Annotated in this window: 11 protein-coding genes; 3 read left to right on the plus strand and 8 right to left on the minus strand. The window is 65.0% G+C overall.

Going from position 1 to position 14515, the window contains the following annotated elements:
* The first annotated feature begins 70 nt into the window (after positions 1 to 70).
* The gene (locus AB7008_RS26500) at positions 71 to 592 is read left to right on the plus strand and encodes a GNAT family N-acetyltransferase (protein WP_304489838.1); all 522 of its coding nucleotides are present in this window, start codon (positions 71 to 73) and stop codon (positions 590 to 592) included.
* Positions 593 to 944: 352 nt separating this feature from the next.
* Here the strand turns inward: AB7008_RS26500 and AB7008_RS26505 are convergent, their stop codons facing one another.
* The 3 genes from AB7008_RS26505 to AB7008_RS26515 form a co-directional block, all read right to left on the minus strand.
* Positions 945 to 1268: a hypothetical protein gene (locus AB7008_RS26505; protein ID WP_028158792.1), complete on the minus strand. Its 324-nt coding sequence runs from the start codon at positions 1266 to 1268 to the stop codon at positions 945 to 947.
* Between the two features lie 222 nt (positions 1269 to 1490).
* On the minus strand, positions 1491 to 3341 hold the full coding sequence (ilvD, locus tag AB7008_RS26510) for a dihydroxy-acid dehydratase (protein ID WP_028158791.1): 1851 nt from the start codon (positions 3339 to 3341) through the stop codon (positions 1491 to 1493).
* 201 nt (positions 3342 to 3542) lie between these two features.
* Positions 3543 to 5147 carry a VOC family protein gene (locus AB7008_RS26515; protein ID WP_304489839.1) on the minus strand — a complete coding sequence of 535 codons (1605 nt, stop codon included), beginning with the start codon at positions 5145 to 5147 and terminating at the stop codon, positions 3543 to 3545.
* Between the two features lie 182 nt (positions 5148 to 5329).
* Between AB7008_RS26515 and AB7008_RS26520 the strand changes: the two genes are divergently transcribed.
* Positions 5330 to 7576, plus strand: a complete 2247-nt coding sequence (locus AB7008_RS26520) for a TOMM precursor leader peptide-binding protein (protein WP_304489840.1) — start codon at positions 5330 to 5332, stop codon at positions 7574 to 7576.
* Between the two features lie 95 nt (positions 7577 to 7671).
* The gene (locus tag AB7008_RS26525) at positions 7672 to 9048 is read left to right on the plus strand and encodes a SagB/ThcOx family dehydrogenase (RefSeq protein ID WP_304494198.1); all 1377 of its coding nucleotides are present in this window, start codon (positions 7672 to 7674) and stop codon (positions 9046 to 9048) included.
* Between the two features lie 47 nt (positions 9049 to 9095).
* Here AB7008_RS26525 and AB7008_RS26530 read toward each other — a convergent pair whose 3' ends face one another.
* Genes AB7008_RS26530 through AB7008_RS26550 form a run of 5 tightly spaced genes read right to left on the minus strand, consistent with a single transcriptional unit; the run spans position 9096 to position 14495 of the window.
* The gene (locus tag AB7008_RS26530; protein ID WP_028158787.1) at positions 9096 to 9956 is read right to left on the minus strand and encodes an ABC transporter permease; all 861 of its coding nucleotides are present in this window, start codon (positions 9954 to 9956) and stop codon (positions 9096 to 9098) included.
* Positions 9953 to 10882, minus strand: coding sequence for an ABC transporter permease (locus AB7008_RS26535; RefSeq protein ID WP_014495224.1), 930 nt, complete (start codon positions 10880 to 10882; stop codon positions 9953 to 9955). The genes AB7008_RS26530 and AB7008_RS26535 overlap by 4 nt, the downstream gene beginning before the upstream one ends.
* Positions 10882 to 11874 (minus strand): ABC transporter ATP-binding protein, encoded by a 993-nt coding sequence (locus AB7008_RS26540; protein ID WP_441259787.1) that lies wholly within the window; start codon positions 11872 to 11874, stop codon positions 10882 to 10884. Before AB7008_RS26540 ends, AB7008_RS26535 begins: the two co-directional genes overlap by 1 nt.
* Positions 11871 to 12857, minus strand: coding sequence for an ABC transporter ATP-binding protein (locus AB7008_RS26545; RefSeq protein WP_304489842.1), 987 nt, complete (start codon positions 12855 to 12857; stop codon positions 11871 to 11873). Before AB7008_RS26545 ends, AB7008_RS26540 begins: the two co-directional genes overlap by 4 nt.
* The gene (locus tag AB7008_RS26550) at positions 12858 to 14495 is read right to left on the minus strand and encodes an ABC transporter substrate-binding protein (protein WP_028158784.1); all 1638 of its coding nucleotides are present in this window, start codon (positions 14493 to 14495) and stop codon (positions 12858 to 12860) included. It abuts the gene before it with no gap.
* Positions 14496 to 14515: the final 20 nt, after the last annotated feature.

The following is a 14515-nucleotide window of genomic DNA, read 5'->3' on the forward strand; positions in this document are numbered from 1 at the left end:
GTTCGCGTCAATCGGGATCGACCAACCGCCCCGCGGGGGCACGCCGCAATCGGGCCGCGGGAGAACTTAAGTGCCGGATGCCGCAAATTACAACCGCCAGGAGAGACTACGCGACGGACGATTGGTCGATATCCGGGCGCTTCGTCCCGGGGACGAGCCTGACATGCTTGCCGCGCTCGAGGAGACCAGCGCTCAATCGCTCCAACGGCGCTTCTTTGTGACGAAGCGCCATTTTTCCGAACGGGAACGCGCTTTCTTCATGGAACCCAATTTCAGAAACCACGTGGCACTGATTGCGTGCACGGAAGAGGCGAGCCGCAGCATGATCATCGGCGGTGGTCGCTATGTCATATTCGAGCCTGGACGGGCCGAAGCAGCTTTCGTCGTGATCGATGCCTGGCAGGGACGCGGCGTTGGCGGGCTGCTGACGCGCCATCTTATCGCTATCGCCCGCGAGGCCGGCTTGACGGAGTTGACCGCGGAAGTGCTACCGGAGAACGCAGCAATGCGCCGCGTCTTCGACAAGTTTGGCTTCAAGCCCGCAACAATCCACGAACCCGGTGTAATTCACATGGCATTGAAGCTGTCCTAATACGCGGCCGGCACGAGAGCTCCAGCATCGAGAGAAACGGCGACGGCGCGTCGCGCCACCGTCCGTTGGTACAGGCACCTCCAACCGCGCGCCCTCACCCCAAGCCAGAATTCTCTGCCGTACGCGATCTGTCAGGCGAGCGTCAGCCTGTTCCTCTAACTTCGCAACGCGTCGGCCGCCGACACACGGCGCGCCTCAGCAATCCCGGACACTGGCGACACCGCCCAGGGCGTCGCTGGTTGCGAGGCCCGGTTGGATTCGCGTCCATTTCCGGGCCTCGTTTGCCGGCGCGCAAAAGAAAACGGCGCCCCCAAAGGGAGCGCCGCCCGAAACTCTTTGCAGCTGCGTCGGCTCAGTAGCCGCAGGACGCGCAGCCCATCTGCACTGGCGCGTAATAGGAATAGCCGGGCGAAACCATCTCGACGCGCTGACGCGTGGCGTATTGCGGCGGGATGCGCTCGTACTGGACGCCCGGCGGTGCCACCATCACGGTCTGCGGCACCATCACCGTGCGGTACTGCGCCGGCGTGCGGTGCGCGACGGTCGCGCCGGGAGAAACCATCACGGTCTCGTCGACGGTGCGGTATTGCGGCTGCACGTATTGCTGCTGATAGCAAGTCTGGCACGGCGGCGGCGCGTAGCAATTGTAGCAGCCGGCGGAGGCCGCGCTCGTCATGGAAATCGCAGCGACGACTGTTGAGAAAGCGACAGCGAGAGTACGAGACATTGTTGTGGTGCCCCAGTTGCCCAAAATGGATTTGCGAAGGTCGCGGGCAGTATACGCTGCAACATCCCGAGTTGCCGAACTTCGTCGAGGCATCCTTAATGCGAACGGCCGGCTTTCGCCGGCCGTTCAGAACTTGTTGACTATGCGCGCGAGGCGCGGACGGTACAGCGCTTACTTCGTGCGCCGCTTCACCTCACGCACCGCACCGCGTGCGGCGCTGGTGGTGAGCGCTGCATAAGCCTGAAGCGCGGTCGATACGTTGCGCTTGCGGCCCGTCGCCTGCCAGGCGGCATCGCCCTTCGCCTCTTCCGCCGCGCGACGGCTGGCGAGTTCCTCGTCGGAGACCTCCAGGCTGATGCTGCGGTTCGGGATGTCGATGGCGATGCGGTCGCCGGTGCGGACGAGACCGATGTTGCCGCCTTCGGCCGCTTCCGGCGACAGATGACCGATCGACAGGCCGGACGAGCCGCCGGAGAAACGTCCGTCGGTGACAAGCGCGCAGGCTTTGCCGAGGCCCATCGATTTCAGATAGCTCGTCGGATACAGCATCTCCTGCATGCCGGGACCGCCGCGCGGACCTTCGTAGATGATGACCACGATCTCGCCGGCGACGACCTTGCCGCCCAGAATGCCTTCCACAGCGGCGTCCTGGCTCTCGAACACACGCGCGGGTCCCGAAAATTTCAGGATCGAGGCATCGACGCCGGCGGTCTTCACGATGCAGCCGTCCTGCGCGAGGTTGCCGTAGAGCACGGCGAGACCGCCATCCTTGCTGAAGGCGTGCGCGAGATCGCGCACGACGCCCTTCTCGCGATCGCTATCGAGCTCGTCGTAACGGCGCTCCTGGCTGAAGGCGACCTGGGTCGGGATGCCGCCGGGCGACGCGCGGAAGAAGGTGCGGACCGACTCGCTCTTGGAGCGCTTGATGTCCCAGCGCTCCAGCGCGTCGTTCATGGTCGGCGCATGCACGGTCGAGACCGAGGTGTCGATCAGGCCGGCGCGATCGAGCTCGCCTAGAATGCCCATGATGCCGCCGGCGCGATGCACGTCCTCGACATGGACGTCGGCGACCGACGGCGCGACCTTGCAGAGCACGGGCACGCGGCGCGACAGCCGGTCGATGTCCTGCATGGTGAACTCCACCTGCCCTTCATGGGCCGCCGCCAACAGATGCAGCACGGTGTTGGTCGAGCCCCCCATGGCGATGTCCAGCGTCATCGCGTTCTCGAACGCCTTGAAGTTGGCGACGTTGCGCGGCAGCACGGAGGCATCGTCCTGCTCGTAATAGCGGCGGACGAGATCGACGATGGTGTGGCCGGCCTCGACGAACAGGCGCTTGCGGTCGGCATGGGTGGCGACCACGGTGCCGTTGCCGGGCAGCGCCAGGCCGAGCGCCTCGGTCAGGCAGTTCATCGAGTTCGCCGTGAACATGCCCGAGCAGGAGCCGCAGGTCGGGCACGCCGAGCGCTCGATCACCTTGACGTCCTCGTCGCTGACCTTGGAATCGGCTGCGGCCACCATGGCGTCGATGAGGTCCACGGCCTTGGTCTTGCCCTGCAACTTGACCTTGCCGGCCTCCATCGGGCCGCCCGAGACGAACACGGCGGGGATGTTGAGCCGCAGCGCGGCCATCAGCATACCGGGCGTGATCTTGTCGCAGTTGGAGATGCAGACAAGGCCGTCGGCGCAGTGGGCGTTGGCCATGTACTCGACGCTGTCGGCAATCAGCTCGCGCGACGGCAGGCTGTAGAGCATGCCGTCATGGCCCATGGCGATGCCGTCGTCGACTGCGATGGTGTTGAATTCCTTGGCGACGCCGCCGGCCTGCTCGATCTCGCGGGCGACGAGCTGGCCGAGGTCCTTGAGGTGGACGTGGCCGGGCACGAACTGGGTGAAGGAGTTGACGACCGCGATGATCGGCTTGCCGAAATCGGCATCCTTCATGCCCGTCGCGCGCCAGAGGCCGCGGGCGCCCGCCATGTTGCGGCCGTGGGTGGTGGTGCGGGAGCGATAGGCTGGCATGGCGGTTTCCGTCCTCGGTTGGGTCAGCCGGGCGGAAAAATGGAAGCCGCCTCAGGCCTTTCCGGCCGGATAGCGCACGGGCTGGGCGCGCGCAACGGGAACTTGCCCCGAAACGGCCCGGATCGGCCCCGCGCAGGCCTCCCCTGCTCCCGGCGCGGGTTATTGCAGGGTCGCGTCAGCGTCAGACGGACGCTGCAGTAGCTAGCGCTTCGGCTTGGGCAGCACAATTCTCCCCTGGGAGGCAATGCCGCCCCACTTAGCGGACCACCCGACTTCCGAGGCCGAGAATGGCTCGATGCCTGAATGACCCCGGGCACCCTGCAGTGCAAACAGGGCGCCCTGGGGATCCACACATCGTGCGATCCAGCAGCCATCAGGCAATTCGATCGGACCCTGGAGGATCCGGCCTCCACCAGCATTCACATGCTTCGTCGCAGCGCCGATGTCGTCGACATTGAAGTAATGCAGCCAACACGGCTGAGCCACGCTCGAAAGTTTCGTCAGCATGCCGCCGACCGTTTGCCCCCCCGCCGAAAACAATTGATACCAGTCCGCTGGATCGGTTTGAGCGTCGGCTTTCTGCCAACCAAATAGTTCTCTGTAGAAATCGAAGATCACGGTCCGGTCGACGGCCAATAGCTCATGCCAGCCTACGCGCCCGGGCTCGTCCAGCCGGCCCGGTTTCCATCGGCCATATGTCGGCTTCTCGATCAGCCCGAACGTCGCTTTCTGCGGATCGGCGGCGACTGCTATTCGGCCAATATTGGTGTCGGTCGGCGGCACAAAGATCGTGCCTTCGAGACGCCTGATCTGCGCGGCAGCCCCGTCCAGGTCGTCGACAGCGACGTACCCCATCCATCTCGGCGTTGCCCCTGATCTCCGCCCCTCTTCCGGAATATCCATAAGGCCGCCCAGCGGGATGCCGCCGCTACGAAGCACCGTGTAAGGCAGTTCCGGAGTCGATTCATCCGTCACGCCCCAGCCAATGACCTTGCGATAGAATGCGCCCGCCGCCGCGACGTCCGTGGTCAGCAGTTCGTACCAAGCGAAACGTCCGAGTTGATCCGCCACGCCGATCTCTCCGTTCAAACCCGGGTGCGATTGCGGCACTGCACCAAGTTGCACGCGGAGCGAGAGCGTGGATCGTTGACGCGCTGTGTCAACCGGCCGCGCCGATTGCCGTTCATGAAGATGAATACATCCCGAACGTGCAGCGCCGCGCTTTTGTGCGCGTAATTGTTGCTCGCGTAATTTCCTCGGCGTAGACTTACCGCGGCTGGGATACTTCTTGCAATGCTCGGAGGGTCGACCATGCGGCAGGCGAAGAAGACCTCTAAAGGAAAGAAGCGAGTAAGCAAAGTCGCCGTGCCGGCGTTCGGAGCCGCAGGGTTGACGTTCTCGCTGGCGGGAGGCGCATCGGCGTCCGCCGTCCCGACACCCGACGTACAGCAGTTGCCGCACCTTGGAACGGGCCAGGCAATCATGCTCGATGAAGAGGAAATGGCTGACGTCAGCCTGGCCACCTTCCATCTCTTCGACAAGGAAAACGCCGGTAGCCGCGTGCAGCTGGCATGGCGCGGATGCGGCGGTTGCCGCGGCTGCGGAGGCTGTCGGGCTTGCCGTGGTTGCCGATGTGGCGTCGGTTGCCGATGTGCGGGTTGTGCAGTTGGCTGTGCTGTCGGCTGTGGCGTTGGTGTGGTGGGATGCGCCGTAACATGCGCGGGTTGCTGCGCATCGTGGGGCCGCTGCCGCGTGTGCTAGACCCCGGCGCGTTCCGAATGTCAAATTCACGGGTTGATAGGTCATTGGCCGGCCTCGAGAAAGGGTCCGGCCAATTGCTTGATTTCGCTACGACGCCTGCATCGGCGGCTTGCGGATGACAGCCGAATTCGTTTCAATTCTTTGGGAAAATGCCGGCGCGCGGTCGCGACGATCCATCTTGCGCCGGGGATCTAGCGCGACGGCAACAGGATCAGCGTGCTGACTCAATGACTGCAACTCGCAAGACCCGCGTTGCGCGGCAGACTCGCAAAGACATTCTCCGATTTGCACCGAACTTCACCGCTTACGTACTGCCTCCCGATGCGGTTTGCCTCTATTCCGAGAACCGCAAGTTCTTCCTGCACGGCGAGCTCTACTGCGCCCTCGCCACCGCGATCGGGCAACACGGCAAGGCCGGGTCGGAGATCATTCGCCAGCTTTCGAAGCGCTTCCCGGCCGACAAGATCGAGGAAGCAATCAAGCGGCTGCTCGATCGCCGATACGTCGTTGCGCGGACCCCGAAAGCGCTCGACGGCTCCGTCGGCGGTTTCCTGGCAAGCCTCGGCATGCCCTTGGAGATCGCGGAACAAAATCTTCGCAATTGCCCCGTTCAGGTCGAGTCGATTGACGTCAAAGGCGCCAAGGAACTGACCGCGGCGTTGGGCAAACTCGGTGTTCAAATCGCCAAGCGAGCGCCGAAGCTCACGATCACGCTGGCGAACGACTATCTCGACGGGCGACTTGCTGAACTGAACCAGGAACGTGTGGCCAGCAAGACGCCCTGGTTGCTGGTACAGCCATCCGGCCCGTTTCCGCTGGTCGGGCCTGTGTTCAAACCGGGCGAGAGCGCCTGCTGGACCTGCCTGTTCGATCGCATGATCCGCAACCGGGAGATCAAGGGGTTTCTTGACCGTGGACCGGCGCGCGCGGTCGCCATTTCGCCCCTCGTCAGAGAAAGCGTCGGCAACACTGGAATCCATTTTGCGGCCGTCGAGATCGCCAAGGCAATTGCCTCGGATTTTCGCACCGATTTGTGCGATCACATCGCAAGCTTCGACCTGACCGGCGCCGCCATCGCCAAGCACTACGTGACGCGACGTCCACAATGTCCGACCTGCGGCAGCAGGAAGCTGAACAACCCGCGCCGATCTCCCGCCCTGGTCGAGATCGCCGAGGGCAAGAGGCTCGTCATGACCAGCGGTGGATACCGCACCGTGACGTCGCGGTCGACGGTGTCGCGGTTCCGCAAGCATGTGAGTCCGCTGACAGGGGTGGTGACCCGGCTCGAGCGGATCGACGTTGATCTGCCAATGAACACCAACTACTTCGCCCAGCACAATTTCTCCGCGCCGGCCCACAGCATCGACCAGCTCAGGTCCGGATTGAGTGGCGGCAGTTTTGGCAAGGGCTCGACCGCTGAGCAGGGTGAAGCCAGCGCGCTGATGGAATCGATCGAACGCTATTCGGGCATTTTCCAGGGCGATGAGATCAGGACGACGCGCCGCTTCGTCGATTTCGCGCCTGGCGACGCGCTTCTTCCCAACGACGTCCAGCTCTTCAGCGAAACACAGTTCAAGACCAGGTTTCTGCAGCAGCCGGATGATCCCCATCCGGTGCCCGAGCCGTTCGATCCCGCGACGAGGACCGAGTGGTCGCCGGTCTCGTCGTTGCGCGACAAACGCTTCAAATATCTGCCGACCGGCCTCCTGTACTTCTTCTATGGCGGCTTTCATACGGATTCCAACGGCTGCGCGGCCGGCAACACCCGCGACGAAGCCATCGTTCAGGGCTTCCTCGAACTGATCGAGCGCGATGCCTACGCGATCTGGTGGTACAACCGGGTGCAGCGCGCCGAGGTCGATCTCGGGCAATTCGACGATTTCTATGTTCGGGATCTCCAGGCTCAATTTGCGGAAGCCGGGCGCAAGCTGTGGGTGCTCGACATCACCACGGACCTCGGCATTCCGACTTACGTGGCGATCATGCACTGGGTGCAGAATGGACACGAGAATATCGAGTTCGGTTCCGGCGCGCATTTCGACCGCCATATAGCGCTGCTGCGATCCCTCACCGAACTGACCCAATTCATGTCCGTCGGCATGATGGGCGGCGCAAGCGGCGAGAAACCGACCCTCGACGGTGTCACGCCGCTGCGCCTGGAAGACTACCCGTTCCTGACACCGAGCGACCACCCGATCGTCCCTCCAGCGCCGAGCCTCAAGCTTCACGACAATACGCGTGACCAGGTCATTGCCTGCGTCGAGATCGCCGCCCGTGCAGGCTACGATTTCCTCGTCCTCGACCAGACACGTCCCGACGTCGAGGTTCCGGTCGTCAGAGTGCTCGTTCCCGGCCTGCGTCATTTCTATCGCCGTTTCGCACCGGGTCGCCTTTACGATGTGCCGGTGAAGCTCGGATTGTTGGACCGGCCGCGACCGGAAAGCGATCTGACTTCATTCCTTCCACACACCTGAAGGGCTGCTCTCTCGTGCGCGCTCCCCGGAAAAAGCCGACCAGGAAGATCGCGCCAGACATTGCCGCCCGGTTGAGCCACCATTTCTCCCTCCAGATGCAGCCCGACGGAAACATCGCCGCCATTCTGGGCGACTATTCCGTCAGCCTCGGACAATTCAGCGCGGCCGCGATGGACTGCGCGCAACATCTGAGCACCGGCCTTCCGCTCGCGTCCTTTGCAGGCAAGAGCGCCCTCGCGAGAGACGTCGACGCCCTGGTGCGTCGCTTGGCCCGGCAGGGGCTTCTGGAATACCGCCTCTCCTCTTCGCGCAACACGCAGGACTTCGTGGTCATCGAACCCCAGGTCCCCGAATACTGGCCAAGGCGCGCGAAGCTGGGCGGTCGTGACACCATTGTGCTATCGCGCTTTGCCTTTCTGCGCCGGCGCGGCAACGAGTTGGTGCTGGAATCGCCACGCGCCGGCGCGTTGTTCCGGATTGGCGATCCCGCCATCGCCGCCACCCTTGCCACGCTGTCGCAGCCTCGGAAGATCGGCAAGCTCAGCCAGAAGATGGCTTCCTCCACCCTCCATCTGCTCGAACTGTTGCTGGACAGCCAGATCCTGCTCAAGCTCGATGCGAAAGACGGACAAGGCCTGCGCGTGAACGAAGGCGACGGCAACCTCGTACTCTGGGATTTCCATGATCTGGTGTTTCACACGCGGAGCACGGAGGGTCGGCAAGCCAATCCCGTCGGCGCCGCCTTCACCTATGCCGGCGCCGTTCCGCCGTCGCCGGCGGTGCGTCCGCCCTGGGGCGGCAACAAGATTGACCTGCGCAAATTCTCCTCCCCGGAGCCGAACTCCCGCTTCCCGAAGCTGTTGCGCGAACGCCATTCAACACGGGATTTCGACGACAAGAATCCGGTCACGCTCGGCGAACTCGCGCAGTTTCTCGACACCAGCGCGCGCGTCTTGTCCGAATGGAAGAGCGAGCCGTATTTCGAAGGCGGTCCTGACGTCACCTATAGCACAAGGCCTTATCCGTCGGCGGGCAGCGCATACGAGCTGGAATTGTACCTTACCGTGGCGAACTGCGACGGGCTCGCGCGCGGACTCTACCACTACGACGCAGGGAGCCACGCGCTCGTCTTGATCGGCGCCTCCCCCCAACAACTCCAGGCGCATTTGGCGGCTGCCCAGTTCGCCATGGACGCGCCGGGTCAGCCGCAAATCCTCATCACGATCGCGGCGCGTTTTGGGCGGGTTTCCTGGAAATACAGCTCAATCGCATATTCGCTGATCCTGAAGGATGTCGGCAGCCTGATTCAGACGCTTTACCTGGCGGCGACCGATATGGGCCTCGGCGGCTGCGCCATTGGCAGCACCAACATCGATCTGTTCGCGAAGATGACGGAGTTGGAATTCCATATCGAGGGCCCGGTCGGTCAATTCGCGCTCGGGCGCGGCAGGATGCCGGAGGTCCAAGGCTAGAAGCGGGTGTCCGACGGCAAATCGGCGCACGCGTCAGGCCCGTCGCCCTATTGCAGGGTCGGATCGAGCCGGTCGCGCAGCCAGTCGCCAATCACGGAGACGGCCAGCGTGGTGATCACGATGGTGGTCGCCGGCGCCAGCATGATCCAGGGCGCCCGGGTCAGGTACTCGCGGCCATAGCCGACCATGTTGCCGAGGCTGGTCATCGGGGGCTGCACGCCGAGGCCAAGGAAGGACAGGCCGGATTCCATCAGGATCACCTCGGGGAAGACGAGCGTGGTCGAGACGATCAGGGTCGAGGCGATGTTGGGCAGGATGTGGCGCAAGTAAATCCGCGACGGCGTCGCACCAAGCTGGCGGACGGCCGCGGCATAGCCTTGCGCATTGGCGGAGATGGCGAGGCCGCGGGCGATGCGGGCGTAGCGCTCCCAGCCGAACAGGCCCATCAGGCCGATCAGCAGCGGCAGCGAATTGCCGAAGAAGGCCAGCACCGCGAGCGCCATGATCAGGAACGGCATGCTGGCCTGGAAGTCGGTCAGCATCAGCACGAACTGCTCGACGGCTCCGCGAAAGTGCGCGGCGAGAAAGCCGAGCGTGGTGCCGACGATCGCCGAGATTGCGGTCGCGCCGAAGGCGATCAACAGCGAGATGCGGATCGAGACGAGGAGCCGCGACAGCACGTCGCGGCCGAGCTCGTCGGTGCCGAGCCAGTGCGCGACATTGCCGGGCGCAGCCAGCCGGTTGCGCAGGTCGAGCTGGGTGAAGCCGTAGGGCGCGATCTTCTCGGCGAACGCCGCGATCACCAGCATGGCGACGATCCAGCTGATCGCGAGCGCGACCGAGACCGGGATCGCGGGAAGGCCGATGCGGCGGCGGACGCCTGCGTCCTTCAGCGTTGCGTCGGTCATGCGTGCGCCCCCTTGGCGCGCAACCGCGGATCGAGGAAGCCGTAGAGGAAGTCAACGATCAGATTGGACGTGACCATCGTCATTGCGACCAGCAAGAGAATGCATTGCACGACGGCGAGGTCGCGGTTGGCGACGGCAACGACGAGCAGGCGCCCTACTCCGGGCCAGGCAAATACGCTCTCGACCACGACCGCGCCCGCGATCAGCGTGCCCACCATGAAGCCGAGAATGGTGACGGTCGGGATCGCCGCGTTCGGCAGCGCATGTGACGTCACCACCTTGCGCCACGGCACGCCCTTGGCCGAGGCGGTACGGATATAGGGCTGGCCCAGCACCTCCAGCATGGCGCTGCGAGTGAAGCGCGCCAGCACCGCGGCGCCGCCGAGGCTGAGTGTCACGATCGGCAGGATGGCGTGACGCCAGCTGTCCTGCCCGCCCGACGGCAACCAGCCGAGCTGCACGGCAAAGACGAGCACGAGCAGCAGCGCAAGGACAAAACTCGGCACGGTGAAACCGGCGACCGCCGTCATCATCACGGCGCGATCGATTCCCGAGCCGCGGTGCAGCGCTGCGTAGATGCCGGCGGGAATGCCGAGGGCGACCTTGAAGAAAAAGGCCGGCAGCGTCAGCGCGAGCGTTGCCGGAATCCGCTCCAGCACGAGCTCGATCGCGGGTCGCCCGTCGCGCATCGAGCGGCCGAGCTCGCCCTTGGCGATGGCGCCGAAGTAGTCGAGGTACTGGAACCAGATGGGATCATCGAGCCCCCAGGCCTTGCGGAAGGCAGCGAGCACTTCCGGCGGTGCCTCCGGTCCCAGGATCATCAGCGCAGGGTCGCCGGATAGGCGCAGCACCACGAAAGCGAAGGTGACGACGAGCACTATCGTCAGCGCCGCGCGTCCGATCCGAATGGCAAGGTAGCGTCCCATCAGGCCGCGTCCCGCGTCTCGGCCTGCGGCCCCGTCACGAGATGGCAGGCGACCTGCCTGTTGCCGTCGACAGCCGACAGCGCCGGCACCTCGCTCGCGCAGCGCGCGATAGCGCGCGGGCAGCGCGGATGGAAGGCGCAGCCTTGCGGCCGCGCCGCCGGGTTCGGCGGATCGCCCGCCAGCACGATGCGGCCCGCGCTGCGGCGGCCGGGCGCGGGTGACGCCGAGACCAGCGCCTGCGTATAGGGGTGCTCGGGGCGCGCGAAGAGATCGTCGGCGCTGCCGATCTCGACGATGCGGCCGAGATACATCACGGCGACGACATTGCTGATCTGCCTGACAACGCGCAGATCGTGGCTGATGAACAGCAGCGTCAGCCCGAGCTGCGCCTGGAGATCGCAAAGCAGGTTCACCACCTGCGCCTGGATCGAGACGTCGAGCGCGCTGACCGGCTCGTCGCAGACGAGGAAATCGGGCTTTGTCGCCAGTGCCCGCGCCAGCACGATACGCTGACGCTGGCCGCCGGAGAGCGCGCCCGGATAGCGCGCGCCATGCGCCGGCGTCAGCTCGACGGCGCGCAGCAATTCGCGGACACGCTCCTCGCGTTCGGCCGACGTGCCGAGACCGTGAATGTCCAGGGGTTCGCGGATCTGGGCTGCGACCGGCAACCGCCGGTCCAGCGCCCCCAGCGGATCCTGGAAGATCATCTGCATGCGCGCCCGCTGCGCGCGCCACGCCTTCGTCCCAGGCGCGGCCATCGGCTTGCCGTCGAACCGCACCTCGCCGCGATCCGGCGGCTCGAGACCGAGCACGATACGACCCGTGGTCGACTTGCCTGAGCCAGACTCGCCGACGAGGCCCAGTGTTTCGCCCTTGGGGATCATCAGAGACACGCCATCGACCGCGTGGACGGCCGTGCTGCGGCCGAACATCCCGGAGCGCATGCTGTAGCTGCGCGAGATCGAGGACATCTCGACAAGCGGCCCGCTCATTCGGCGGCGATCCCAAGCAGCGCGCGGCGCGAGGCCTCGGCACGGATGCAGGCAACCACGCGATCGTTCGCGATCGGCGCCAGGCTCGGCACGGCAAGTCCGCACGGCTCGGCCGCCAGCGCGCAGCGCGGCGCGAAAGCACAGCCGCTTGGCATGTGCGCGGGATCGGGAACGGTCCCCGGAATAGCCGTGAGACGCCGACGCGGTCCGTCGAGCGGCGGCAGTGCGCCGATCAGGCCCTGCGCGTAGGGATGCACCGGATCGGCAAAGAGCTGGTTAGCGGGCGCCTGCTCGACGATGCGGCCGGCATACATCACGGCGACGCGGTCGCAGTTTTCCGCGACGACGCCGAGATCATGGCTGATCAGCACCGTCGCCATGCTCATCTCGCGGCGGATGGTCGAGAGCAGCTCCAGGATCTGCGCCTGGATGGTGGCGTCGAGCGCCGTGGTCGGCTCGTCCGCGACAAGGAGATCGGGATTTCCGGCCAGCGCCATCGCGATCATGATGCGCTGGACCTGGCCGCCCGAGAATTCGTGCGGATAGGCTTCGAGCCGCCGCGCCGCATCGGGAATGCCGACGAGATCGAGCAGTCGCCGCGCTTCGGCCTTCACCGCCTCGCCCGAGAGATCGCGATGCAGCGCCAAAGCCTCGCAGAGCTGCTTGCGAATGGTGAGCACCGGATTGAGCGCGCTTGCGGGATCCTGAAAAATCATGGCGACCCGCCCGCCCCGCACCCGGTCAAGCTCACCCGCGGCAGCGCCGAGGATTTCGCGTCCGTCGAGCCGCACGGAGCCCGAGACTTTCGCATGCCGCGGCAAGAGGCCGAGCGCAGCAAGCCACGTCACTGACTTGCCGGAGCCGGATTCGCCGACGAGGCCGACGGCCTCGCCCTTCTGCAAAGCGAGATCGACGCCGCGCAAGACCGCTACGCCGTTGAAGGCGACGCTGAGGCCCTGGATGCTGACCAGCGGCGTCGCCACTTACGCCTCGAAATTGCCGGCGCGGAAATCCATCGCGAATGCCGGCGACGCCTTCCACTTGATCGACTTCGGCTTCGCGGTGAAGGTCGCGTTCTGGTGCAGCACCGTGTAGGCGGGATCCTCGCGCTCGGCGATCTCCAGCATGCGGTGGAACGCCTTCTTGCGCGCCGCGCGATCGGTCGAGGTCTCCAGGAATTCTGAGAGCTTGTTCAGTTCGGCGTTGGTCCACTCGCCGATCTGCTGCTGCTGGCCGTTCGGGCCGTGCTGGGCGACCAGCGACGAGACGGGATCGTTGAAGGCCGCCGAGTTCGACCAGTCGCGAACCGCGCGGGTCGGCGCGCGTTCCATGATCTGCGACCAGTTCTCCTTGGTCTCGATCTGGACGTTGAGGCCGACCGACTTCCACATCTCGACCAGCACCTGCGCGGTCGCGACCTGGTTGGTGTAATAGTTGTTGAGCAGGCGATAGGGAATCGGGTCTCCTTTGTAGTTGGCTTGCTTCAACAGATCCTGCGCGAGCTTCGGATCGTAAGCCGGCACGCTCCAGTCGGCGTTGAACATGTCGCCGTAGAATTCCCACTGCAGGCCTTTCGGCACGCGGGTACGGCCCGCCCATAGGCTGTCGACGATCGCCTGGCGGTCGATCGCGTGGGTGAAGGCGCGCCGCACCAGGGGATTGGCGAGTACGGCGTGGTTCTTGTCGAACACGGTCAGGCGGTGATTGAGGATGGTGCCGCCCTGCACTTCAAACGCCGCGTTCTTCTCGATGCCGGCTATCTGGTCCGGCGGGATGTCGCAAGCGAACTGGTATTCGCCCGACAGCAGCCCGTTGATGCGGCTCGCGACCTCGGGCACTTCGAGGAAACGGATGCGCTTGAGCGGCGGCCGGCCGCCCCAATATTCGTCATGCGCCTCGAGGGTCAGCGACACGTCGGGCTTGAGCTCGACGACCTTGTACGGGCCCGTCGTGATCGGCTTGCGCGCCCAGTCGAGATAGCTCGCGGACTGCTCCCAGGCGCGGCGGTTCATGATATCGGAGCCGTAGCGCGACAGCCGGCCCTCGATCGTGACGTCGGGCGTCGCGTTGTAGAAGCGCACCGTGTACTTGTCGACGGCATCGACGCGCACGAGGTCCGGCCAGATGCGGCGGGCAACCGCCGGCACATCAGGTGGCAGCTCCTTGCCCGGGCGCGGCGTCGGGATCTTCTCGAAGGCCTGGATGGTGGAGCGGCTCTTGGCCTCGGTCTCGCCGAACATGCGCTCGCGGCTGAAGGTAAAGACGACGTCCTCGGCCGTCAGCTCGTCGCCGTTGTGGAACTTCACGCCCTGGCGCAGCTTCACCTCGACGGTCTGGTCGTCGATCCGGCGCCACTCGGTGGCGAGGCCCGGCACGGCCTCCAGGCTGCCGCGCCAGTTCTTGGAGATCAGGCCCTCCCAGATCGACGAGAAGAACACGCGCTCGCCGACGTTCGATTGCTCGCGCAGCACGTCGAGCACGTTCGAATTCGTCACCTTCTGCACGGCAATCGTCACCGACGGACGGTTGTCGGCCTGCCCGATCGCAAAGCGCGGCAGGAGAAGCGTGCCCGCGGCAGCGCCGCCGGACTTCAGGATGGTGCGACGGGTGAGTTTGCTCATGACGATAAGCCCTGACCTTT

The organism is Bradyrhizobium sp. 521_C7_N1_3, from assembly GCF_052075975.1.
GTDB classification, from domain to species: domain Bacteria; phylum Pseudomonadota; class Alphaproteobacteria; order Rhizobiales; family Xanthobacteraceae; genus Bradyrhizobium; species Bradyrhizobium japonicum.

Excerpts from the sequence above, each read along its gene's own strand:
- AB7008_RS26505 (WP_028158792.1), bottom strand. The coding sequence starts at position 1,268 with ATGACGAGCGCGGCCTCCGCCGGCTGCTACAATTGCTACGCGCCGCCG.
- ilvD (WP_028158791.1), bottom strand. The coding sequence starts at position 3,341 with ATGCCAGCCTATCGCTCCCGCACCACCACCCACGGCCGCAACATGGCG.
- AB7008_RS26515 (WP_304489839.1), bottom strand. The coding sequence starts at position 5,147 with ATGACCTATCAACCCGTGAATTTGACATTCGGAACGCGCCGGGGTCTA.
- AB7008_RS26520 (WP_304489840.1), top strand. The coding sequence starts at position 5,330 with ATGACTGCAACTCGCAAGACCCGCGTTGCGCGGCAGACTCGCAAAGAC.
- AB7008_RS26525 (WP_304494198.1), top strand. The coding sequence starts at position 7,672 with ATGCAGCCCGACGGAAACATCGCCGCCATTCTGGGCGACTATTCCGTC.
- AB7008_RS26530 (WP_028158787.1), bottom strand. The coding sequence starts at position 9,956 with ATGACCGACGCAACGCTGAAGGACGCAGGCGTCCGCCGCCGCATCGGC.
- AB7008_RS26535 (WP_014495224.1), bottom strand. The coding sequence starts at position 10,882 with ATGGGACGCTACCTTGCCATTCGGATCGGACGCGCGGCGCTGACGATA.
- AB7008_RS26540 (WP_441259787.1), bottom strand. The coding sequence starts at position 11,874 with ATGAGCGGGCCGCTTGTCGAGATGTCCTCGATCTCGCGCAGCTACAGC.
- AB7008_RS26550 (WP_028158784.1), bottom strand. The coding sequence starts at position 14,495 with ATGAGCAAACTCACCCGTCGCACCATCCTGAAGTCCGGCGGCGCTGCC.